This window comes from Pseudomonas sp. NPDC089406, from assembly GCF_044900265.1.
Lineage (GTDB): Bacteria > Pseudomonadota > Gammaproteobacteria > Pseudomonadales > Pseudomonadaceae > Aquipseudomonas > Aquipseudomonas fakonensis.
On sequence record NZ_JBJDNC010000005.1, the window covers coordinates 25,304 to 45,950 of the forward strand.

Genomic DNA, 20,647 nt, shown 5'->3' on the forward strand with positions numbered 1-20,647 from the left:
GACAGCGCTTTAAAGTTCTACAAGACGATCACTTTGTACAGGTTTGAGCGATTGCTCTAACCTCAGGCTGCGCGGGCGTGGCGGCGTACCGGCAGTTCGCTTTCGACCACGCCGAACAGCGCCATGTGAACCGCCTGTTGCGCCTGCAGGGCAAGCACGGCGCGCTCTTTGCCTGCGCTGGCGATGGCCGGCAGCAGCTCGATATGCACCTGCCCACGGTCTTGGCCGAACAGGCGCAGCAGGTGCGAGACCAGGTCATCGTTGCCGACGAACGGTGCAATTGGATCGGTCTCGCCGTTGCGAAGGTATCGAATGGCAACCGGTTGTACAGGTATGCCCTGGTCGATGGCCCCGGCCAGCAGGCGGCCATGGAAGGTGCGCAGGGTGCGCCCGTCGGTGGTGGTGCCCTCGGGGAAGATCAGCAGCGGGCGCTGCTGGCCGAGCTGGGTGCTGATCTGTTCGCGCAGGCGCTGGGCGTCACCGCCACCGCGGCGGATGAACAGCGTGCCGGCCTTTTCTGCCAGCCAGCCGGCTACTGGCCAGTGGCGCACCTCGGCCTTGGACAAGAACGACAGCGGGGTGAGCATGCCCAGCAGCGGGATGTCGGTCCACGACACGTGGTTGCACACCCACAACATCGGCTGTTGCGGCAGTTGCCCCTGCACCTTCACCTCGAAGGGCAAGGCGGCGACCAGGCGCTGCATGAACAGGCGCGTCCAGCGTTGCCGGCGCTCCAGCGGGGTGTTCATGCCCAGGCGCTCGGCCAGGGCGATGCAGGCGGCCATCAATAGGCCCAAGGCCAGCACCATAAACAGTCGCAGCAGGCGGGCACTGGCCCGCAGCCCCGGCATCAGACCGCCGCCTTGAAGTGGCGGGCATAGCGCGGGCAGAGATCGTCGCGCTTGAGCAGGATGAACACGTCGGCCACCTGGAAGTCTTCGTCCCAGCACGGTTCGCCGCAGATCTTCGCGCCCAGGCGCATGTAGGCCTTGAGCAGTGGCGGCATCTCGGCGATGACATTGCCTGGCAGGGCCAGGGTCGGCAGCGGGTTCTTCGGCTCGGCGCGCAGGTGCTCGGTGCACAGGTAGCGTTCGCGCAGGCGCTGCATGACCGCATGGGCCTGCACGCCACCGTCTTGCATGGGGATGCTGGCGCAGCCCATCAGGTAGCTGTAGCGGCCCTCGTTGAGCACTTCGGCCAGCTCGCTCCAGAGCACCGCGATGGTGCCGCCGTTGCGGTAGTCGGGGGCTACGCAGGTGCGGCCCAGTTCGAGGATCGGGCCCTGCAGTTGCAGCAGGCCATGCAGGCTGAATTCTTCTTCGCTGTAGAAGCGCCCCAGGCTGCTGGCGGCCTGGTGGTCGAGCAGGCGGGTGGTGGCGACCAGCTCGCCGGTGGCCAGGTCGCGCACGCCGATGTGGCGGCAGTGGCTGTCGTAGTCGTCCATGTCCAGGCCGTGTTCTGCGCCCTTGAGCTTGGCCTTGAATTCACCACTGAATACCTTGAAACGCAGCGCCTGTGCTTCCTGCAGGGCGGCAGCGCCGACCAGGCGTTCGGCTTGCAGACGGCGTTCAGGGCTGTTGTCGCCAGAGCGAGCGATCCGAGTCATTGCGAGTCTCCATAAGCCAGCCAAAGGGTTGCGGCCGGTCGGCTTTGTTGTGCAAAGTCAGCCTAGGTACGGCCGGTGTCACCCCCATGAATCTTTGGTGATGCTTGCGTGACAGCCCCACGGGAGGACCCTCGATGGCCTGGTTGCAACGACTCAACGACCCTTTGCGCCACCCCTTGCAAGCAACCCTTGGCGAAACCTGCGCCACGGTGCTGGAGCGCTTTGCCAGTGCTTCGCCGTTCGAACTGGCGGTGCTCGGCGGGCGTGCCATGGCCACCCCTGGGCTGGCCTTTCTGCTGGGCTACCAGGCGGCGTTGCGGGTGCTTTGGCCCAGCGCCCCGGCCGGCCTTGGCGCGTTGTGCGCCACCGAGCGGCGCAGCGTGCGCCCGGCCGACATGCAAACCCGCCTGGACGGCCTGCGCCTGACCGGCAACAAGGATTTCGTCACGGCCGGGCTTGAGGCCGAGTGGTTGCTGGTGGCGGCGCGCTGCGAAGGGCCGGGCGAAAGTCCGCGCTTGCATTTGGCGGTGGTTTACCCGGGCGAGCCTGGGGTGACGCTGCAAGCCCTGCCAACCCTGCCGTTGATGCCCGAAGTCGGCCATGGCCGCCTGCAACTGCAGGGCGCCGCCTGCGAGTTGCTGGCCGGCGATGGCTGGGATGCCTACGTCAAACCCTTTCGCACCCTCGAAGACCTCTATGTACTGGCCGCGCTGGTGGCCTGGCTGTATGGCGTGGGGCAGGAGTGCGCCTGGCCGCAGGCCTTGCGCCTGCGCTTGCTGAGCCTGCTGGCCGGTTGCGCCGAGGGCAGCCGGCAATGTGCCGACAGTGTGGCTTGCCACCTGCTGCTGGGCGGCTTGTTCGCCCAGTTCGAAGGGCTGCGCGGTGAGCTCGACAAGGCCCTGGCTGCCGGGCCCGAGCCGTGGGCGCAGCTTTGGCAGCGTGACCAGGGTGTGCTGATGCTGGCACAGGCTGCGCGGGACAAGCGCCTGGCCAAGGCCTGGGGGGCTGCAGGATTGTCATGAAAGCCTGAGAAGCTGGGCGATCTTCAATGCCAGCGCGATCCCTGTGGGAGCGGGCTTGCCCGCGAAGGGCCGCAAGGCGGCTCAATGGAAGGCGATCTCGATGAAGGCACTCTGGTTGTTTGTGGGATTGCTCCTTGCATTGGCTGTCAGCCCCGCCTGGGCCGAAGACTGGCCCGCCCCTGACTGGTCAATCGACAACAGCCTCCTCGACTGGCAAAGCGTCGACCGCTACGCCTTCCCCGAGCGCACGACCGAACGCACCGGCATCCGCACTGACGCCCTGCTGATCATCCGCGACGGCCGCATCCTCCACGAACGCTACGCCGCCCCCAGCCGCGCCGACACCCCGCACCTGACCTGGTCGGTGAGCAAGAGCGTGCTAGCCACCGTGCTGGGCGTGGCCCAGGCCGAGCAGCGCTTCAACCTGGACGACCCCGCTGCCCGCTACTACCCGGCGCTCAAGCAACACCCGAACCTGCGCCTGCGCGACCTGTTGCATTGGGCCAGCGGCCTGGCCTGGCAGGAGGATTACGAATACGCGCCGCTCAAATCTTCGGTGGTGGCGATGCTCTACACCCGTGGCCGCACCGACATGGCCGCCTATACTGCCACCATGCCTGCCGCCAGTGCGCCGGGCGAGCGTTTCGTCTATTCCAGCGGCGACAGCAACCTTTTGGCCGCCGCCCTGCGCGGCATGCTCGAGCCCGGGCAATACGCCGACTACCCCTGGCAGGCGCTGTTCACCCCGCTGGGTATCCGCAGCGCGGTGTGGGAGCGCGACGGCGCCGGTACCTATGTGGGTTCGTCGTACCTTTACCTCAGCGCCCGCGACCTGGCGCGCATCGGCCTGCTGATGCAGCGCGGCGGGCGCTGGCAGGGCCGGCAGTTGCTGCCAGCCGACTGGGTGGCGTTCAACCGCACCCTGTTCGAGCGCGCCCAGGCCATCCCCGGTGAGGCCAACCCGGGCGGGCACTGGTGGCTCAACCAGCCGTTGCCCGGCCAGGCGCGGCCCTGGCCCGCAGCGCCAGCTGACACCTTCGCTGCCCTGGGGCATTGGGGCCAGGCGCTGTACGTGCTGCCGGCGCAAAAGCTGGTGATCGTGCGCTATGCCGACGACCGCGATGGCTGCTTCAGCCACGACGAACTGCTCAAGCGGGTACTGGCCGTGCTGGCCGGGGAGGGTGGCGCATGAAGCGGGTACTGTTGTTGCTGATAGTGGCGCTGCTGGCCTGGGCTTGGCACGAGCGCCAGGCGCTGGGCGATTTCCCCGGCATCCTGTCGGCCTATTCGGCCAAGGAGTACTGCTCGTGCCGTTTCGTAATGGGCCTGAGCGAAACCTATTGCCGTGGCTACGTGAAGCAGTACCTGCCGCTGGGGCTGCTTGAGGAGGACAGCGCGCAGCGGCGGGTGACCGCAGAGGGGCTGGGGGTACGCAGCCAGGCCGCCTGGCAGGGGGCGCGGGAGGGCTGCCGCTTGCTGCCATGAAACCGGGCGGGTAATGTTGGCGGCCTTGATTGACAGGAATTCCCATGTTCAAACCGTCCCGCCTGCTGCCCGCATTGCTGCTCCCTCTGTTCATCGGCGCAGGTTCGCCTGCCCTGGCCAACTGGCACCTGGACGGCGAGTCGTCGCGGTTGTCCTTCGTCACCGGCAAGAACGGCAACATCGCCGAGGTCAGCCGCTTCCTGGTATTGCACGGCACGGTCGACCGCAAGGGTGCGGCCGAGGTCAGCATCGAGATGGACTCGGTCAGCAGCGGCATACCGCTGCGTGACGAGCGCATGCGTGAGAGCCTGTTCGAGGTGGAGCGCTTCGCCGAAGGCAAGGTGCAGGCGCAGATCGACCTGCGCCCGATCAACGACCTGGCCGACGGCGCCCAGCTGGAGCTGCGCCTGCCGGTGAGCGTCACCCTGCATGGCCAGACCCACAACTACAACACCCTGCTGCTGGCCACCCGCCTGGACGAGCGGCGTTTTCAGGTAGTGACGCTGGAGCCACTGGTGCTGCGCGCCGAGGACTTCGGCCTGCTGCCGGGCCTGGAAACCCTGCGCAAGGCTGCCGGGCTCAAGTCGATCAACCCGTCGGTGCCGGTGAGCGCGGTGCTGATCTTCAACGCCCGCTGACATGCCGGGGCCGGTCTTCCCCTGGCGGGATGGCAACCAGTTCGAACTGCTGATCGACGGCCCCGAGTTCTTCCCGCGCATGCTCCTGGCGATCGTGCGTGCCGAGTTCCAGGTGGACCTGGAGCTGTACCTGGTCGAAGGCGGCGCCTGCGCCGAAGCCGTGGTCGAGGCCCTGGAGCAGGCCGCGCGGCGCGGCGTGCGGGTGCGCTGCCTGTTCGACGACTACGGCTCGCTGGCCTTCCCCAACGTGCTGCGCGAGCGCCTGCTGGCGGCCGGCGTGTACCTGCGCTGGTACAACCGCCTGCGCTGGCGCCGGGGCTTGCGCAACCTGTACCGCGACCACCGCAAGCTGCTGCTGGTGGACGAGCGCTGGGCGGTAGTCGGCGGTACCGGGGTAACCGACGAATTCTGGCAGCCCGACCAGCCGGTGAGCGAATGGCATGAGGTGATGGTGCATATGCACGGGCCGATCGTCAGCGACTGGCAGTTGCTGTTCGACCGCCAGTGGCATGCCAACCAGCGCCGTACCGCCTGGCGCCCGCCGGAAAACTTCGGCCTGCCGCGCCTGCCCAAGGTGCCGGCCCAGGGCGAAGGCATGGGCCGGGTGGCCTATGCCGACGCCCGTCAGCACAAGGACATTCTGCATGCGCTGGTGCGCGCGCTGAACAGCGGACAGCAGCGCATCTGGCTGGCCACGCCGTATTTTTTGCCCACCTTCAGCGTGCGCCGCTCGCTGCGCCGCGCCGCGCAAAAGGGCCTGGACGTGCGCCTGCTGCTCACCGGCCCGCGCACCGACCACCCGGCGGTGCGCTACGCCGGCCACCGCTACTACCCGCGCCTGCTGCGCGCCGGGGTGCGGATCTTCGAATACCAGCCGTGCTTCTTGCACCTGAAGATGGTGCTGGTGGATGACTGGGTGAGCGTGGGCTCGTGCAACTTCGACCACTGGAACCTGCGCTTCAACCTCGAAGCCAATGTCGAGGCGCTGGACCCGCCGCTGACGGCAGCGGTGGCGGCCAGCTTTGAGCGGGATTTCGCCTTGAGCGAAGAAGTCGACCTGGCCCACTGGCATGCGCGGCCCTTGTGGCGGCGAGTGAAGCAGCGGGTGTGGGGTTGGCTGGACCGGTTGGTGGCCAACCTGCTGGACCGGCGCGACTAGCGCAGCATGTCGCGGGCGGTAAAAGCGAACTATGGTGAATGTCCCTGCAATGGAAGGAGTGGATGCGATGACGGCGAAGAAGATTCTCATGCTGGTGGGCGATTACGTCGAGGATTACGAGGCGATGGTGCCGTTCCAGGCCTTGAGCATGGTCGGCCACACCGTGCACTCGGTGTGCCCGGAGAAAGTCGCGGGGCAGACGGTGCGCACGGCGATCCACGATTTCGAGGGCGAGCAGACCTACAGCGAAAAGCCCGGGCACAACTTTGCCCTGAACTACGACTTCGTCCGGGTGCGTGCCGAGAGTTATGACGCGCTGCTGATTCCGGGGGGGCGGGCACCGGAGTACCTGCGCCTGAACGAAAAGGTGCTGGAGCTGGTGCGCGATTTCGACCAGGCCGGCAAGCCGATTGCGGCGGTGTGCCACGGCGCGCAGTTACTGGCGGCGGCGGGGGTGCTGGAGGGGCGTGAATGCAGCGCCTACCCGGCCTGTGCGCCGGAGGTGCGCCTGGCCGGGGGCACGTTTATCGATATCGCAGTGGACCAGGCCCATGTCGATGGCAACCTGGTGACGGCGCCGGCCTGGCCTGCGCACCCAGCGTGGTTGGCGGCGTTTTTGAAGGTGCTGGGGACGCGAATTTCCTGAACCGGCCTCATCGCCGGCAAGCCGGTTCCTACAGGCGAGCGCACTCTCCTGTAGGAGATTACCCAGCCCTGCGGGCTGCGCTGTCGCGCAGGGAACTACGGCCGCAAGCGCGCCCCGGCCCCTGTGGGAGCGGCTTTAGCCGCGAAGCAGACGCCGCGCTAGATGGCACCGGCTTCGCCGGTGTTCGCGGCTGAAGCCGCTCCCACAGAGTCTTCGTTAAATCAACGACTTGTGATTTGTTCCATAGAAGCTGGCTTGCCGGCGATGAGGGCCTGAAGCTCAGCCCACCTGCTCGACCCAGTCATTGAGGTTGTAGTAGTTGCTCACCCGGGCGATCTTGCCGCAGTGGATGTAGAAGAACGCCCCGGCCGCCAGCACGTACTTCTGCCCGTTGGCCGGTGGCAACCCTTGGTCGTCAGCCAGGTATTCGCCGTGCACGGTGAACTCGGCGGCGGCGCGGTTGCCCTCGGCGTTTTGCATCACCACGATGTCGGCCAGGCGTTCGCGGTAGCAGCGGTTCATCTTGTCCATGAACGCTGCGAAGCGGGCCTTGCCCATCTGCCGTTCGCCCTGGTTGATGTCGTGAATCACGTCTTCGCTCAGCAGCGCGAGGAAGGCGGGCATGTCGCCGGCATTGAAGGCGTTGTAGTAGGCGGTGACGAGTTCGGTAGCGGTCATGGAGAAATACCTGTCGCGCAGGGGAAAGGGAAGGGTGCCGGGCCGATGATAGGGTTTGTGCTCAGGCCCGGCTTAGCCGAGCGCGTCATCCACATCGACAAAACGACCGCCCCGCATGGAAATACGCCTGCTGCACGGCGCTGCCATCGCGCCTTACATCGATGACCTTGCTCGTTTGCGCCTGACGGTGTTCCGCGAGTTTCCCTACCTCTACGACGGCAACCAGGACTACGAAGCCGAATACCTCGCCACCTACGCCCGCTCCGGGCGCAGCCTGGTGGTGCTGGCGCTGGACGGCGGCCAGGTAGTCGGTGCCTCCACCGGCCTGCCGCTGGTGGACGAGACGCCTGAGTTCCAGCAACCCTTCCTGGCCCAGGGCCGCGACCCGGCCTCGGTCTATTACTTCGGCGAGTCGGTACTGCTGCCGGCCTACCGTGGCCAGGGCCTGGGGGTGCGCTTTTTCATCGAGCGCGAGTCCTACGCCCACAAGCTGGCCGAGTTCGACTACTGCGCCTTCTGCGCGGTGGAGCGCCCGGCCGGGCACCCGCGCCGGCCGGGGGACTACAAGCCGTTGCATGGCTTCTGGCGCAACCGTGGCTTTTTGCATGAGCCTTCACTGCGCACCAGTTACAGCTGGCGTGACCTCGACGAGCAGGAGCAGTCGGCGAAGATCATGTCGTTCTGGCTCAAGGCCCTGCCGGTATGATCCGCGTTGCCGCCTGCCAGTACGCCATCGAGTTGCATGAAAGCTGGGAGGCCTACGCCGACCATCTGCAAGGCCTGTGCGCCGAGGCGGTGGCCGAGGGGGCGCAGTTGCTGCTGCTGCCCGAGTACGCCGGGCTGGTGCTCAGTGGTCAGTTGCCGGGCGGGCAGCGTGGTGACCTGAAGGCTTCGATCGCCGGCATCCAGCCGCTGATCGAACCTTGGCTGGTGCTGTGCGAAGGCATCGCCCGGCGCTGGGGCATCTACCTGCAGCCGGGCAGCGTGCCGGTGCTGGACGCCGATGGCCGCTACCGCAACCGGGCCTGGCTGTTCGGCCCTGACGGGCTGCTGGGGCACCAGGACAAACTGATCATGACCCGCTTCGAGCGTGAGCAGTGGGACATTGCGCCGGGGCAGGGGCTACGGGTGTTCGACACGACGCTGGGCCGGTTGGGCATCTTGATCTGCTATGACAATGAATTCCCGCTGCTGGCCCGCACCCTGGCCGAAGGCGGCGCCGACCTGATTCTTGCCCCCAGTTGCACCGACACCGTGGCCGGTTACCACCGGGTACGCATCGGCGCCCAGGCGCGCGCGCTGGAAAACCAGATTGCCGTGCTGCAGAGCCCGACCGTGGGGTTGGCACCCTGGTCGCCGGCGCTGGACGAGAATGTCGGCAAGGCGGGGTTGTTCGTGCCGCCGGACCATGGCATGCCGGGGGATGGGGTGGTGGCTGAAAGCGAGTCGCTGATGCCGACGGGGAGCCGCTGGCTGGTCTGTGATATCGACCTGGATGAGGTGCGGCGGGTGAGGCAGGAGGGGCAGGTGTTTACCCGCAGGGACTGGCCGGAGCAGTTCGATAGAGTGTTGTAAACAGTGACGGCCCCTTCGCGGGCAAGCCCGCTCCCACAGGGATCGTGCAGCTCTCAGGCTTGCACTGCTCCTGTGGGAGCGGGCTTGCCCGCGAAGGGGCCGCCACGGTTACAGCGGTTTTACTTCACTTCAACAGCCAGGCTCTGGGCGATCTTGCTCTGCCACAGCGCGGGGCCGGTGATGTGCACCGACTCACCGTTGCTGTCCACCGCGACGGTAACCGGCATGTCTTTGACTTCGAACTCGTAGATCGCTTCCATACCCAGCTCGGCAAAGGCCAGGACCTTCGACTTGCGGATGGCCTGGGCCACCAGGTACGCGGCGCCGCCGACGGCCATCAGGTACACGGCCTTGTTGTCCTTGATCGCCTCGATGGCGGTCGGGCCGCGCTCGGACTTGCCGATCATGCCCAACAGGCCGGTCTGCTCGAGGATCTGGCGGGTGAACTTGTCCATGCGGGTGGCGGTGGTCGGGCCGGCCGGGCCTACCACTTCGTCACCGACCGGGTCGACCGGGCCTACGTAGTAGATGAAGCGGCCTTTGAGGTCGACCGGCAGCTGTTCGCCGCGGTTGAGCATCTCGACCATGCGCTTGTGCGCAGCGTCGCGGCCGGTGAGCATCTTGCCGTTGAGCAGGATGGTCTCGCCCGGCTTCCAGCTGGCCACTTCTTCCGGGGTGATGTCGTCCAGGTTCACCCGGCGCGCGCTTGGGCCGGCTTCCCAGACGATTTCCGGGTAGGCGTCCAGCGACGGCGCTTCGAGCTCGGCCGGGCCGTTGCCGTCGAGCACGAAGTGGGCGTGACGGGTGGCGGCGCAGTTGGGGATCATGCACACCGGCAGCGAGGCGGCGTGGGTCGGGTAGTCCATGATCTTGACGTCGAGCACGGTGGTCAGGCCGCCCAGACCCTGGGCGCCGATGCCCAGCTGGTTGACCTTCTCGAACAGCTCCAGGCGGATCTCTTCGAGGCGGTTTTGCGGGCCACGGGCCTTGAGCTCATGGATGTCGATGGATTCCATCAACACTTCTTTGGCCATCACCGCAGCTTTTTCTGCCGTGCCGCCGATACCGATGCCCAGCATGCCAGGCGGGCACCAGCCGGCGCCCATGGTCGGCACGGTTTTCAGTACCCAGTCGACGATCGAGTCGGACGGGTTGAGCATGGCCATCTTCGACTTGTTCTCCGAGCCGCCGCCTTTGGCTGCGACATCGACCTCGACCTTGTCGCCGGGCACGATGGAGTAGTGGATGACTGCCGGGGTGTTGTCCTTGGTGTTCTTGCGGGCACCGGCCGGGTCGGCCAGGATCGAGGCGCGCAGGACGTTCTCGGGCAGGTTGTAGGCGCGGCGCACACCTTCGTTGATCATGTCGTCGACGCTCATGCTGGCGCCGTCCCAGCGCACGTCCATGCCGACGCGGATGAACACGGTGACGATGCCGGTGTCCTGGCAGATCGGGCGGTGGCCGGTGGCGCACATGCGCGAGTTGATCAGGATCTGGGCGATCGAGTCACGCGCGGCTGGCGACTCTTCACGCAGGTAGGCTTCGTGCATCGCCTGGATGAAGTCGACGGGGTGGTAGTACGAGATGAATTGCAGGGCGTCGGCAACGCTCTGAATCAGGTCGTCTTGCTTGATCACGGTCATGCAGCGCGCTCCTCTTAAAGACGGGAACATTCGTAAAGGCACACCGACAACGCACACCGGTATGTCGGGCATGCCTGGCAAGGCTCCGGCTGGTCGGGCCGGGGCAAAAAGGCGCGGCAGTATACCGCGCCCCGGCGCGGGAAACACCTGCGGGTGGTCTGGACCATGGTCGGCTGCGGGGCGGGCATCCTTTTTGCTGTTAGCCTTAGAGTCCTGGGGGCTGTTTCACAGCCCTTTCGCGACACAAGGCCGCTCCTACAGGCTATCGCGTAGCCTGTAGGAGCGGCCTTGTGTCGCGAAAGGGGCGCAAAGCGCCCCCGGAGTACATCCCCATATTCGGAGACCAGCCAACCATGCCCGAACTGTGCGTGGGCGAGCGCCGCTTCACGGTACCGCCCGCCAGCAACCTGCTCGATGCGCTCAACGGCGCCGGCTGCGCTGTGCCCTACAGTTGCCGCGCCGGCAGTTGCCATGCCTGCCTGGTGCGCTGCCTCGACGGCCAGCCTGTCGATGCCAAACCCGAAGCCCTCAGCGCGGCCCAGCACGCCGAGGGCTGGCGCCTGGCCTGCCAGTGCACGGTGGCCGGCGACCTCAAGCTGGCGCTGTTCGACCCGCTGCAGGACGGCCTGCCGGCCACGGTGGCTGCGCTTGACTGGTTCGACGAGGTTCTGCGCCTGCGCCTGCGCCCCGGGCGGGCGCTGCGCTACCAGGCCGGCCAGCACCTGGTGCTGTGGTGCGCCGATGTTGCCCGCCCGTACTCGTTGGCGAGCCTGCCGGGGGAGGACGACATGCTGGAGTTTCACCTCGACTGCAGCCGCCCCGGGGCATTCTGCGACCGCGCCCGGCAGTTGCAGGTGGGCGATGAGCTGAGGTTCGGCGAGTTGCGTGGCGGCGCGTTGCATTACGACCCGGACTGGCAGGCGCGGCCGCTCTGGTTACTGGCGGCGGGCACCGGGCTGGCACCCTTGTGGGGCATTCTGCGCGAGGCGTTGCGCCAGGGGCACCAAGGGGAAATTCGGGTGCTGCATGTGGCGCGCACGCCAGCCGGGCATTACCTGGCCGAGGCGTTGCAGGCGCTACCGGGGGTGAGCGTGGAGTTGGTGTTGGCCGAGCAACTGGATGAAGCGCTGGCCGGGATGCGTCTGGCGTCGCGCCAGACCATGGCATTGCTGTGCGGGGCGCCGGGGAGTGTCGAGCGCTTTGCCCGGCGGCTGTTCATTGCCGGGGTACCGCGTAATCAGGTGCTGGCGGATGTGTTTACCGAGCATGCCCAGGCTTGAAACGATCGCGGGGCAAGCCCGCTCCCACGCAGGTGATGCCTGATGCGTGGGAGCGGGCTTGCCCCGCGATAGGTACTGCGCGCAAATCAACCGACCAGAGGGTCACCCACGTGGAGGATCTTCATGCCGTTGGTGCCACCGATGGTGTGGTAGCTGTCACCCTTGGTCAGGATGACCCAGTCGCCTTGCTCCACCAAACCGCGCTTGAGCAACTCGTCGACGGCTGCCTGGCTGACCTTGTCGGCCGGCAGCGAAGCCGGGTCGAAGGCAATCGGGTAGACGCCGCGGAACATGTTGGCACGGGCCTGGGTGGCGCGGTGCGGCGACAGCGCGAAGATCGGCACGTGCGAGCGCAGGCGCGACATGATCAGCGGGGTGTAGCCACTTTCGGTGAGGGCGATGATCGCCTTGACGCCGGGGAAGTGGTTGGCGGTGTACATCGCCGCCAGGGCGATGGACTCGTCGCAGCGCTCGAAGGTGGTGTGCAGGCGGTGGCTGGACTTCTGGCTGGTCGGGTGCTTTTCGGCGCCCGAGCAGATACGGGCCATGGCCTGTACCGCTTCGATCGGGTAGCTGCCGGCGGCGCTTTCGGCCGAGAGCATCACCGCGTCGGTGTTGTCGAGCACGGCGTTGGCCACGTCGGACACTTCGGCGCGGGTCGGCATCGGGTTCTGGATCATCGACTCCATCATCTGGGTCGCCACGATCACCGCTTTATTGTTGCGGCGGGCGTGCTGGATGATCTTCTTCTGGATGGCGATCAGCTCGGCGTCGCCGATTTCCACACCCAGGTCGCCACGGGCCACCATGACGGCGTCGGAGGCGAGGATCAGCTGGTCGAGGGTCTCGTCGTCGGCTACCGCTTCGGCGCGTTCGATCTTGGCCACCAGCCAGGCGCTGCCGCCGGCTTCGTCACGCAGCTTGCGGGCGTATTCCATGTCGCTGGCGTCACGCGGGAACGACACGGCCAGGTAGTCCAGGTCCATTTGCGCGGCCAGCTTGATGTCGGCCTTGTCTTTTTCGGTCAGGGCCGGTGCGGTCAGGCCGCCACCTTTGCGGTTGATGCCTTTGTGGTCGGACAGCGGGCCACCGATGATCACCACGCAGTGCAGGGCATCGCTGGTGGCGGTCTCGACGCGCATGACCACGCGGCCGTCGTCGAGCAGCAGTTCGTCGCCTACGCCGCAGTCCTTGACCAGGTCGGGGTAGTCGATGCCGACGATATCCTGGTTGCCTTCGGTGAGCGGGTGGGCGGTGGAGAAGGTGAACTTGTCACCGACTTTCAGTTCGATGCGCTTGTTGGCGAACTTGGCGATGCGGATCTTCGGACCCTGCAGGTCGCCCAGCAGCGCGACGTGGCGGCCGTTCTTGGCGGCGATGTCGCGGATCAGGCGGGCGCGGGCCTTGTGCTCGTCCGGGGTGCCGTGGGAGAAGTTCAGGCGTGCCACGTCCAGGCCGGCGAGGATCAACTGTTCGATCACTTCCGGCGAATTGCTGGCGGGGCCAAGGGTGGCGACGATTTTGGTACGGCGGATGGTCATGCACAGACTCCTATAGTGAAGCGCAGCGAAAGGCTACTCCTCAATTACGCTGTAGTCATTGTTCCGTTGCACTACCTGCACCTGAACCAAGGTAGCGTTTGAACGGTGGGCGTATGCTTGCAAAAGCCTGTGAAGATTTGACGCAAAAGGCCGATACACTGCCCATCAAAGGAGAATTCCCATGCGCACCCTGATCGTTTTGACCATGGCGGCCAGTGTCGTCGGCTGCACCCGCTGGTCCATGGACCACCACCTGAACAACGCCTACCGCGCCTACGACCGCGGCGATTGCTCGCGGGTGATGCTGGAGCTGTCGCAGGTCGACCGCACCAGCCGTTCGCGGCCGTTCATCCACCCTGAGGTGTCGCTGCTGCGTGGCCAGTGCCTGGAGCGCCAGAAGCTCTACGTCGATGCGGCGCAGACCTACCAGTTCATGATCCAGCAGTACCCGGGCAACGAGTACGCCTACCGCGCCCAGGCGCGTTTGCAGACCCTCGACAAGCTGGGCCACCTGCGCGGTACCGAGGCGGCGGTGGCCAACCCGGCCAATGCCACACCTTGGCGATAATCCCAAGGTGTCATTGATTTCACTTAAAGGCTGCCTTTGACTGGGCTAATCTTGCAATTGAGTAGTCACCTTCATTGCCAGTCCCGTGTATTCCTGGCCCCGGTACAGGACCGCGCATACGACCATGTTCGTCGAACGCCATATAGAACGTCACCAGCTGCCTTGCGTGCTCAAGGTCTACAACCGTTTTACCGACCAGCAGCTCGGCTACCTGGGCAATGCCTCCGAAGACGGCCTGATGCTCATCAGCCACCTGCCGGTGCTGGTGGGGCCTGACTTTGAGCTGCAACTGCGCGTGCCGCTGGCGGGCGGCGGGCTGCAGTTCATCAACCTCACCGCCAGTTGCCTGTGGTGCCGTGAAGACCAGACCCCCGGGCATTTCGATGCCGGCTTCATGCTGTTGCAGGCACCGCCCGAGTACGACGCCTTCGTACGCTCGCTGCGCGAGTTCTTCAGCTTCCGCCCGCAGAACGCCTCTGCCTGAATGCTGGCCGCGGCCGGGCATGGGCCGCTAGACTCTGGTCGACCTTGATACAGGAAGACCCCGTGAGCACCAGCATTTTCTGGCACGACTACGAAACCACCGGCATCAACCCGCGCAGCGACCGCCCGTTGCAGATGGCCGGTGTGCGCACCGACCTCGACCTCAACGAGATCGAGGCGCCGATCAACCTCTTCTGCCGCCCCAGCGACGACATCCTGCCGCACCCGGCGGCGTGCCTGGTGACCGGCATCACCCCGCAGCAACTGGCAAGCCAGGGCCTGTGCGAAGCCGACTTCATGACCCGGGTGCACGCCGAGCTGGCGCGCCCTGGTACTTGTGGGGCGGGCTATAACACCCTGCGCTTCGATGATGAAGTGACCCGCTACAGCCTGTACCGCAACTTCTTCGACCCTTATGCCCGTGAGTGGCAGGGCGGCAACAGCCGCTGGGACCTGATCGACGTGGTACGCACCGCCTATGCCCTGCGCCCCGAGGGCATCGAGTGGCCGCAGCAGGATGGCCGCACCAGCCTGCGCCTGGAGCTCTTGAGCAAGGCCAACGGCCTGGAGCATGGCCATGCCCACGAGGCGCTTTCCGACGTGCGGGCAACCATTGGCCTGGCGCGCCTGATTCGCCAGAAACAACCCAAGTTGTATGACTGGTTGTTCCAGTTGCGCAGCAAGCACAAGGTGATGGAGCAGGTTCGCCTGTTGCAGCCTTTGGTGCATATTTCCGGGCGCTTTTCTGCCGAGCGCAATTACATCGGCGTGGTGCTGCCATTGGCTTGGCACCCGCGCAATCGCAATGCCCTGATTGTTTGTGACCTGGGCCAGGACAGCGCGCCGCTGTTGCAGGAAAGTGCCGAAGTACTGCGTCAGCGTTTGTACACTCGTCGCGAAGAAATGCCTGCAGGGCAATTACCGGTGCCGCTGAAGTTGGTCCACATCAACCGCTGCCCGGTACTGGCGCCGTTGTCGGTGGTGCGCGCTGCCGATCAACAACGGTTGGGGCTGGATATGTCTGCGTTGCAACGCAGCGCCGAACAACTGGCCAGCCAGCAGGCGCTCTGGCGTGACAAGCTGGATGTCATCTTTGAGGAAGAAGGCTTTGCCGCCAGTGAAGATCCGGAGCAGCAGTTGTATGACGGTTTCATCGGCGACCGTGACCGGCGTTTGTGTGAGCAAGTTCGCAATGCGGAACCGGCGCACTTGGGCGGGGCCAACTGGATGTTCGATGACCCGCGTTTGCCGGAGCTGTTGTTCCGTTATCGGGCGCGCAACTTTGCCGACACCCTGAATGCTGCGGAGTCGGCGCGCTGGCATGCGTTCTGCCAGCAACGCTTGAGTAGCCCGCCGATGGGCGCGCCGAATACCGTGGCTGACTTCGAGCTGGCTTGCCAGGCGCGTATGCCGGAGGCCGACGAGGCCGGGCGGCAGGTGTTGCAGGCCTGGCTTGAGCATGTTGCGCAATTGAAGGGGCGCTTTGCCTTGTGAGGCAAAGGCCGCGCCGCGAGCCCTTTGTAGGAGCGGCCTTGCCGGGGCGCCGGACCGGTCGGAAAGGGCTGCGTAGCAGCCCCAGCAATCTTGCATGACGCCGAAATCCCGGGGCCGCTACGCAGCCCTTTCCGACCGGTCCGGCGCCCCGGCAAGGCCGCTCCTACAGGGGCCGTAATTACCTGGCGAGTTGCGATATGTTCTACAACGCGCCAATAAAAAACGCCGGCAAGTGCCGGCGTTTTTCATCGTGAAACCGAAACGGTACAGGCCCGAATCAGTCCAGCAGGGTGGCCCAGCTTTCGACGGTGTCACCGCCCCACTTGGCTTTCCACTCTTTCAGGGTTTTGTGGTTGCCGCCCTTGGTTTCAATAACCTCGCCATTGTGCGGGTTCTTGTATTGCTTGACCTTGCGCGCGCGCTTGGTAGCAACTGGCTTGGCGGCGCCACGTGGGGCCTTGCTCAGTTTGCTTTCCGGGTCGAGCAGGGCAATGACGTCACGCAGCGACTTGCCGTTTTCGGCCATCAGCTCGCGCAGCTTCTTTTCGAAGTCGAGTTCTTTCTGCAGTTTGCCATCTTGCTGCAGGTTGGTCAGGCGGGCCTGAAGTTCTTTGATGGCTTCTTCGGTAGCGCGGTATTCGTTGATCAGGGACATGGAGAGTTCCTTGAGTGCATGTTCGGGAAGGCAGTGCCGGTAATAATAGACAGCCGATACTCTCAAGTAAACAATTAAAAAAGTATTGAATCAATTAGCCGCCTTGAATTGGCCGGATTGCTGTTTGGTTAAGAAAAATTTACTTAGTGTCGAGGCTAATGGCCATTTCCCCGTGAGACGCAGGGAAATGCCCGGTAGGATTGCGCGCACAGCTTAATGGCTTCCTGCCGTCGAACATTACTGCGTTTTTTCCGGCGGGCCGCTAGAATGTGCCCCTTTGCGAAGTTCTGGAGCTTGTCCCATGCGCACCTATCGACTGGTGATTGCCTGCCCCGACCGTGTCGGTATCGTGGCGAAAGTCAGTAATTTCCTGGCCCTCTACAATGGCTGGATCAATGAAGCCAGCCACCACTCCGACGAGCAGAGCGGCTGGTTCTTCATGCGTCATGAGATCCGCGCCGAATCGCTGCCGTTCGGTATCGAGGCGTTCCGCGAAGCCTTCGCGCCAATCGCCGAAGAGTTCTCCATGACCTGGCGCATCACTGACTCGGCGCAGAAAAAGCGCGTGGTGCTGATGGCCAGCCGCGAGTCGCACTGCCTGGCCGACCTGCTGCACCGCTTCCACACTGACGAGCTGGACTGCGAGATCCCCTGCGTGATCTCCAACCACGACGACCTGCGCAGCATGGTCGAGTGGCACGGCATTCCGTTCTTCCATGTACCGGTCGACCCCAAGGACAAGGCCCCGGCTTTCGCCGAAGTGTCGCGCCTGGTCGAGGCGCACGGCGCCGACGTGGTGGTGCTGGCCCGCTACATGCAAATCCTGCCGCCACAGCTGTGCCGCGACTACGCCGAAAAAGTCATCAACATCCACCACAGCTTTCTGCCGTCGTTCGTCGGTGCCAAGCCGTACCACCAGGCCTCGCTGCGCGGGGTGAAGCTGATCGGTGCGACCTGCCACTACGTCACCGAAGAGCTGGACGCCGGCCCGATCATCGAGCAGGACGTGGTGCGTGTCAGCCACGCCGACAGTATCGAAGACATGGTGCGCTTCGGCCGTGACGTCGAGAAGATGGTGCTGGCCCGTGGCCTGCGCTACCACCTCGAAGACCGCGTGCTGGTGCACGGCAACAAGACCGTGGTGTTCGACTGAGCATGGCCGACCCTCGCGACAAGGCCGGCGCCTCGGCGCCACCGACCTTGGGCGAGGGTTGCCTGGCGCGCTTCGACCCTGACGCGCTGGGCGAGGAGGATGGCACCGAGTTCCCCGGTGCCGCCGCCTTGTGGCAAGCGCTCAACCCGCCTGACGCCGCCAGCGCGCCAGCAACGGGCGAGCCAGCAGGCACAGAAACACAGGCCCCCCGGCCAGCAGGTAAAAGTAGTAGGTAACCGCGCGCCAGATCAGAATCGCCGCGGCCGCCGTCGAACTCCCCACCAACGGCGCCAGCAAGGTTGCCGAAGTCAGCTCCGCCGCCCCGGCACCGCCCGGCAGCAGGCTGAACTGGCCAGCGCTGAGCGCAAGCATCTGCACCAGAAAGCTCGGCACCCACGCAAGGTTCGCCCCCAACCCCTGCAACACCAGGTACAGCACGCTGTAGCGCAGGCACCAGTGCGCGCAGGTGAGGCTGAACACCAGGGCCAGGGTGCGCTTGGGCAGGCGCCAGGTGTCGGCCAAGGCATGCACGAAGCGCAGCAGCTTGCGTGCCCAGCGCCGCTGCCGAGGCGCGGCTACGCCCAGGCGCCGCAATAGCCGGCCACAAGTCTTTATCACCCCGCGCCGGTAGCGCAGCAGTGCCAGCACGCCAGCAAGGGCGGCGCACAGCATCAGCGCGCTGCCCAGCAGCATGCTCTGCTGGCTGTGGCCGAGGCGGTGGAACAGCGCGTAGGCAGCTATTGCCAGCATGGCGCAGAAAAAGAACAGCAGGTCGTTGAGCTGGTCCATGGCGAACACCGCGCCACTGCGCGAGGCCGGGATGCGTTCGCGGCCGAGCAACGCCATCAGCGCCAGCGGCCCGCCGCTGCCGCCGGGGGTGGTGCAGATGGCGAATTCGGTGGCCATCACCACCCCCAGGCTGCGCACCCGGCCGAGTTTTGCGCCTTGCTGGCCCAATAGCAGGCGCAGGCGCGCGGCGTTGATGATCCAGCACAGCAAAATCATGCCCAGCAGTTGCAGCATCAGCCCGGGGTCGAAGGTGTGCAGGCGCGGCAACAGTTCGCCACCGCCGAGCAGGGCCGGCACCAGCACCGCCAGCAGCAGTGCCAGGCCCAGCCAGGCAAGGCGGTTCATGGGGCAACCTGGCGGTCCAGCCAGGCTGACTTGGTCAGCGGCTCGCGACCCTGGGCCAGCAGCGCCTGCAAGGTGTCGAGCCAGTAGTTACGTGCGCTGGGGTGGCGCATGTCGACCGGGTGCAAGCCCAGGCGCAGGGTGCTGGCCTGCCGCCAGCGCCGGCATTGCCAGTCGCTGACGACCTTGGACAGGCCACGGCGCCAGGCGCTGCGGGCGCTCCACACCAGCCCCGGAGCCTGGATGGCGGTGAAGTCCGGCAGGCGGTACAGGTGTTGCGGTGTGCTGGTGTAGCGCAGCGGCAGCTGGCGCAGGGCCTGGCGGGTGCCTTCACTCATCAGCCAGGCCGGGGCGACGAAACCCGCGACCGGCCAGCCTAGGCGGTCGAACAACTGCAGCCCGGCCTGCAGGCGCTGCAACGCGGTGGCCTGGTCAAGGCCGTAGAACTCGCCCTCATGGGTGTAAAGCCTGCGCATGAAGTACTCGCCCGGGCTGCGCGGTGGCGGGCCATCGTCGGCGTGGTAGTAGCCATGCAGGGCCAGTTCGTCGCCCCGGGCCAGGCGCTGTTCGAGCAGGCGGCAGAAGGCCGGCGAGTGGCTGAGTGGGTTGCGGTGGTGGAAGTCCGGCACCACCAGCCAGGTCATGGGCACGCCACCAAGCGCGTCGACGGCCTCGACCAACGGTTGGTAGTCCGGCCAGGTTTGCGGCGCAACGTCATGCAGCACCAGCATCAGGCTGGGGCGGGCGGCGTGGTTGTCAGCCATGGGCGCGGGCCTGCGGCGTGTGGCCGAGCACCGCCTGGTAATGCGACAGCAGACCACTGACCACGTTGTCCCAGCTGTAGTGCTGCTCGACGTGGCGGCGAGCCCGGGCGCCGAGGGTGTGCACGCCTTCTTCGAAGGCTTCGCGCACCGCCGTGGCCATGGCCTGGCCGTCGTTGGGCCGGCACAGGCGGCCGCACTGCGGGTGGACGATTTCGCCGAAGGCCCCGGCGCGCACGGCCACCACCGGGGTGGCGCTGGCCATGGCTTCGAGGATCACCAGGCCGAAGGTCTCCTGATCGCCGGCGTGCACCAGCAGGTCGGCGCTGGCCAGCAGCCGGGCGACTTGGTGGGGCGGGCAGAAGTGGTCGATCACGCTGATGTTGCCGGCGACGCTGGCGGGCATGTTCGAGCCCACCAGCAGCAGGTGGTAGTCCGGCCCCAGGGCGCGCATGCAGTCCAGCAGCACTGGCAGGTTCTTCTCCCGCGAGCCGCGCCCGGCGAACACCAGCAGGCGGCGGCTGTCGGCAATGCCCAGTTCGGCGCGCAGGCCGGGGTCGCGCCGGGCGGGGTTGAACAGCGCCAGGTCTACCCCCAGGCGCTGCACGTGCACGTCTTTTACCCCCAGGCGGCGCAGCTTGTCGGCCATCACCTGGCTGGGCGCCAGCACCCGGTCGAAGTTGCCGTACAGCTTGCTGACATAGGCCTCGACGTTGGGGGTGAACCAGTTGCCCATGCGATTGCTCACCAGCAGGGGCAGGTCGGAGTGGTAGAAGCCGATCACCGGCACGTCGAGTTTGCGCCGCGCCTCAAGCGCGGCCCAGGCGGTGAGGTAGGGGTCGCCGACTTCGATCAGGTCGGGCTGCAGGCGGCGCAGTTCCTTGCACCAGGGCGCCAGGCGCAGCGGAAAGCGATAACCGTTGCCGAACGGCAGGGGTGGGGCGGGCACCTGGTAGATACCGTCGGTATGGCCGGCGTTGGCGCCGGGGATCAGCAGGCTGTGGCGTACGCCGGGCATGGCGTCGAGGCGGCGGTGCTTGGCATCAAGATAGGTTCGTACGCCGCCACTGGCCGGGGCGTAGAACATGGTGATGTCGGCGATGTGCACGATCAGCATCCCTCCGGGATC

The 20,647-nt window shown here is 65.9% G+C and carries 22 protein-coding genes; 13 read left to right on the plus strand and 9 right to left on the minus strand.

Annotated features, from left to right (window positions below; translation table 11 throughout):
• Window positions 1–62: 62 nt before the first annotated feature.
• Both ACI2KK_RS04940 and olsB read right to left on the minus strand, forming a co-directional pair.
• Window positions 63–851, minus strand: coding sequence for a lysophospholipid acyltransferase family protein (locus tag ACI2KK_RS04940; RefSeq protein WP_404668097.1), 789 nt, complete (start codon window positions 849–851; stop codon window positions 63–65).
• Window positions 851–1,606, minus strand: a complete 756-nt coding sequence (olsB, locus tag ACI2KK_RS04945; protein WP_217841957.1) for an L-ornithine N(alpha)-acyltransferase — start codon at window positions 1,604–1,606, stop codon at window positions 851–853. Before olsB ends, ACI2KK_RS04940 begins: the two co-directional genes overlap by 1 nt.
• A gap of 134 nt (window positions 1,607–1,740) precedes the next feature.
• Between olsB and ACI2KK_RS04950 the strand changes: the two genes are divergently transcribed.
• The 6 genes from ACI2KK_RS04950 (at window position 1,741) to ACI2KK_RS04975 (ending at window position 6,556) form a co-directional block, all read left to right on the plus strand.
• Window positions 1,741–2,628 (plus strand): acyl-CoA dehydrogenase, encoded by an 888-nt coding sequence (locus ACI2KK_RS04950; RefSeq protein WP_404668098.1) that lies wholly within the window; start codon window positions 1,741–1,743, stop codon window positions 2,626–2,628.
• A gap of 100 nt (window positions 2,629–2,728) precedes the next feature.
• A complete protein-coding gene (locus tag ACI2KK_RS04955) occupies window positions 2,729–3,820 on the plus strand; it encodes a serine hydrolase domain-containing protein (RefSeq protein ID WP_404668099.1) in 1,092 nt (363 codons plus the stop codon).
• Window positions 3,817–4,113, plus strand: coding sequence for an amidase (locus ACI2KK_RS04960; protein WP_404668100.1), 297 nt, complete (start codon window positions 3,817–3,819; stop codon window positions 4,111–4,113). Before ACI2KK_RS04955 ends, ACI2KK_RS04960 begins: the two co-directional genes overlap by 4 nt.
• 44 nt (window positions 4,114–4,157) lie before the next feature.
• Window positions 4,158–4,751: a YceI family protein gene (locus ACI2KK_RS04965; RefSeq protein ID WP_404668101.1), complete on the plus strand. Its 594-nt coding sequence runs from the start codon at window positions 4,158–4,160 to the stop codon at window positions 4,749–4,751.
• Between the two features lies 1 nt (window position 4,752).
• The gene (locus tag ACI2KK_RS04970; RefSeq protein WP_404668102.1) at window positions 4,753–5,910 is read left to right on the plus strand and encodes a phosphatidylserine/phosphatidylglycerophosphate/cardiolipin synthase family protein; all 1,158 of its coding nucleotides are present in this window, start codon (window positions 4,753–4,755) and stop codon (window positions 5,908–5,910) included.
• A gap of 67 nt (window positions 5,911–5,977) precedes the next feature.
• Window positions 5,978–6,556, plus strand: a complete 579-nt coding sequence (locus ACI2KK_RS04975; protein ID WP_217887885.1) for a DJ-1/PfpI family protein — start codon at window positions 5,978–5,980, stop codon at window positions 6,554–6,556.
• A 279-nt stretch (window positions 6,557–6,835) separates the two neighbouring features.
• Here the strand turns inward: ACI2KK_RS04975 and ACI2KK_RS04980 are convergent, their stop codons facing one another.
• The gene (locus ACI2KK_RS04980; RefSeq protein WP_217841964.1) at window positions 6,836–7,234 is read right to left on the minus strand and encodes a nuclear transport factor 2 family protein; all 399 of its coding nucleotides are present in this window, start codon (window positions 7,232–7,234) and stop codon (window positions 6,836–6,838) included.
• 115 nt (window positions 7,235–7,349) lie between these two features.
• Here ACI2KK_RS04980 and ACI2KK_RS04985 point away from each other — a divergent pair, with 115 nt between their 5' ends.
• On the plus strand, window positions 7,350–7,940 hold the full coding sequence (locus tag ACI2KK_RS04985; protein WP_369989951.1) for a GNAT family acetyltransferase: 591 nt from the start codon (window positions 7,350–7,352) through the stop codon (window positions 7,938–7,940).
• Window positions 7,937–8,809, plus strand: coding sequence for a carbon-nitrogen hydrolase family protein (locus ACI2KK_RS04990; protein WP_404668103.1), 873 nt, complete (start codon window positions 7,937–7,939; stop codon window positions 8,807–8,809). The genes ACI2KK_RS04985 and ACI2KK_RS04990 overlap by 4 nt, the downstream gene beginning before the upstream one ends.
• 119 nt (window positions 8,810–8,928) lie before the next feature.
• Here the strand turns inward: ACI2KK_RS04990 and ACI2KK_RS04995 are convergent, their stop codons facing one another.
• Window positions 8,929–10,452 (minus strand): fumarate hydratase, encoded by a 1,524-nt coding sequence (locus ACI2KK_RS04995; RefSeq protein ID WP_404668104.1) that lies wholly within the window; start codon window positions 10,450–10,452, stop codon window positions 8,929–8,931.
• Window positions 10,453–10,805: 353 nt separating this feature from the next.
• Here ACI2KK_RS04995 and ACI2KK_RS05000 point away from each other — a divergent pair, with 353 nt between their 5' ends.
• On the plus strand, window positions 10,806–11,732 hold the full coding sequence (locus ACI2KK_RS05000; protein ID WP_404668105.1) for an iron-sulfur-binding ferredoxin reductase: 927 nt from the start codon (window positions 10,806–10,808) through the stop codon (window positions 11,730–11,732).
• Window positions 11,733–11,818: 86 nt separating this feature from the next.
• Here ACI2KK_RS05000 and pyk read toward each other — a convergent pair whose 3' ends face one another.
• On the minus strand, window positions 11,819–13,273 hold the full coding sequence (gene pyk, locus ACI2KK_RS05005; protein WP_404668106.1) for a pyruvate kinase: 1,455 nt from the start codon (window positions 13,271–13,273) through the stop codon (window positions 11,819–11,821).
• Window positions 13,274–13,454: 181 nt separating this feature from the next.
• Here pyk and ACI2KK_RS05010 point away from each other — a divergent pair, with 181 nt between their 5' ends.
• From ACI2KK_RS05010 to sbcB, 3 genes are all read left to right on the plus strand, one after another.
• Complete coding sequence (locus ACI2KK_RS05010) at window positions 13,455–13,841, plus strand: tol-pal system YbgF family protein (RefSeq protein WP_404668107.1); 387 nt, start codon at window positions 13,455–13,457, stop codon at window positions 13,839–13,841.
• A gap of 124 nt (window positions 13,842–13,965) precedes the next feature.
• Window positions 13,966–14,325, plus strand: coding sequence for a PilZ domain-containing protein (locus ACI2KK_RS05015; protein WP_369989955.1), 360 nt, complete (start codon window positions 13,966–13,968; stop codon window positions 14,323–14,325).
• A gap of 62 nt (window positions 14,326–14,387) precedes the next feature.
• Window positions 14,388–15,818: an exodeoxyribonuclease I gene (gene sbcB, locus ACI2KK_RS05020; protein WP_404668108.1), complete on the plus strand. Its 1,431-nt coding sequence runs from the start codon at window positions 14,388–14,390 to the stop codon at window positions 15,816–15,818.
• A gap of 277 nt (window positions 15,819–16,095) precedes the next feature.
• On the opposite strand, the gene mvaT is transcribed toward sbcB, so the two are convergent.
• Window positions 16,096–16,473 (minus strand): histone-like nucleoid-structuring protein MvaT, encoded by a 378-nt coding sequence (gene mvaT, locus ACI2KK_RS05025; RefSeq protein ID WP_217841972.1) that lies wholly within the window; start codon window positions 16,471–16,473, stop codon window positions 16,096–16,098.
• Window positions 16,474–16,774: 301 nt separating this feature from the next.
• Here mvaT and purU point away from each other — a divergent pair, with 301 nt between their 5' ends.
• Window positions 16,775–17,626, plus strand: a complete 852-nt coding sequence (gene purU / locus ACI2KK_RS05030; protein ID WP_217841973.1) for a formyltetrahydrofolate deformylase — start codon at window positions 16,775–16,777, stop codon at window positions 17,624–17,626.
• 141 nt (window positions 17,627–17,767) lie between these two features.
• Here the strand turns inward: purU and ACI2KK_RS05035 are convergent, their stop codons facing one another.
• From ACI2KK_RS05035 to ACI2KK_RS05045, 3 genes are read right to left on the minus strand one after another with little or no spacing between them, the layout of a single operon-like run.
• Window positions 17,768–18,760 (minus strand): lysylphosphatidylglycerol synthase transmembrane domain-containing protein, encoded by a 993-nt coding sequence (locus ACI2KK_RS05035; protein WP_404668109.1) that lies wholly within the window; start codon window positions 18,758–18,760, stop codon window positions 17,768–17,770.
• Entirely contained in the window at window positions 18,757–19,521 is a 765-nt protein-coding gene (locus ACI2KK_RS05040; RefSeq protein WP_404668110.1) for a DUF2334 domain-containing protein, read from the minus strand. The genes ACI2KK_RS05035 and ACI2KK_RS05040 overlap by 4 nt, the downstream gene beginning before the upstream one ends.
• Window positions 19,514–20,635 (minus strand): glycosyltransferase family 4 protein, encoded by a 1,122-nt coding sequence (locus tag ACI2KK_RS05045; protein ID WP_404668111.1) that lies wholly within the window; start codon window positions 20,633–20,635, stop codon window positions 19,514–19,516. The genes ACI2KK_RS05040 and ACI2KK_RS05045 overlap by 8 nt, the downstream gene beginning before the upstream one ends.
• Window positions 20,636–20,647 lie beyond the last annotated feature (12 nt).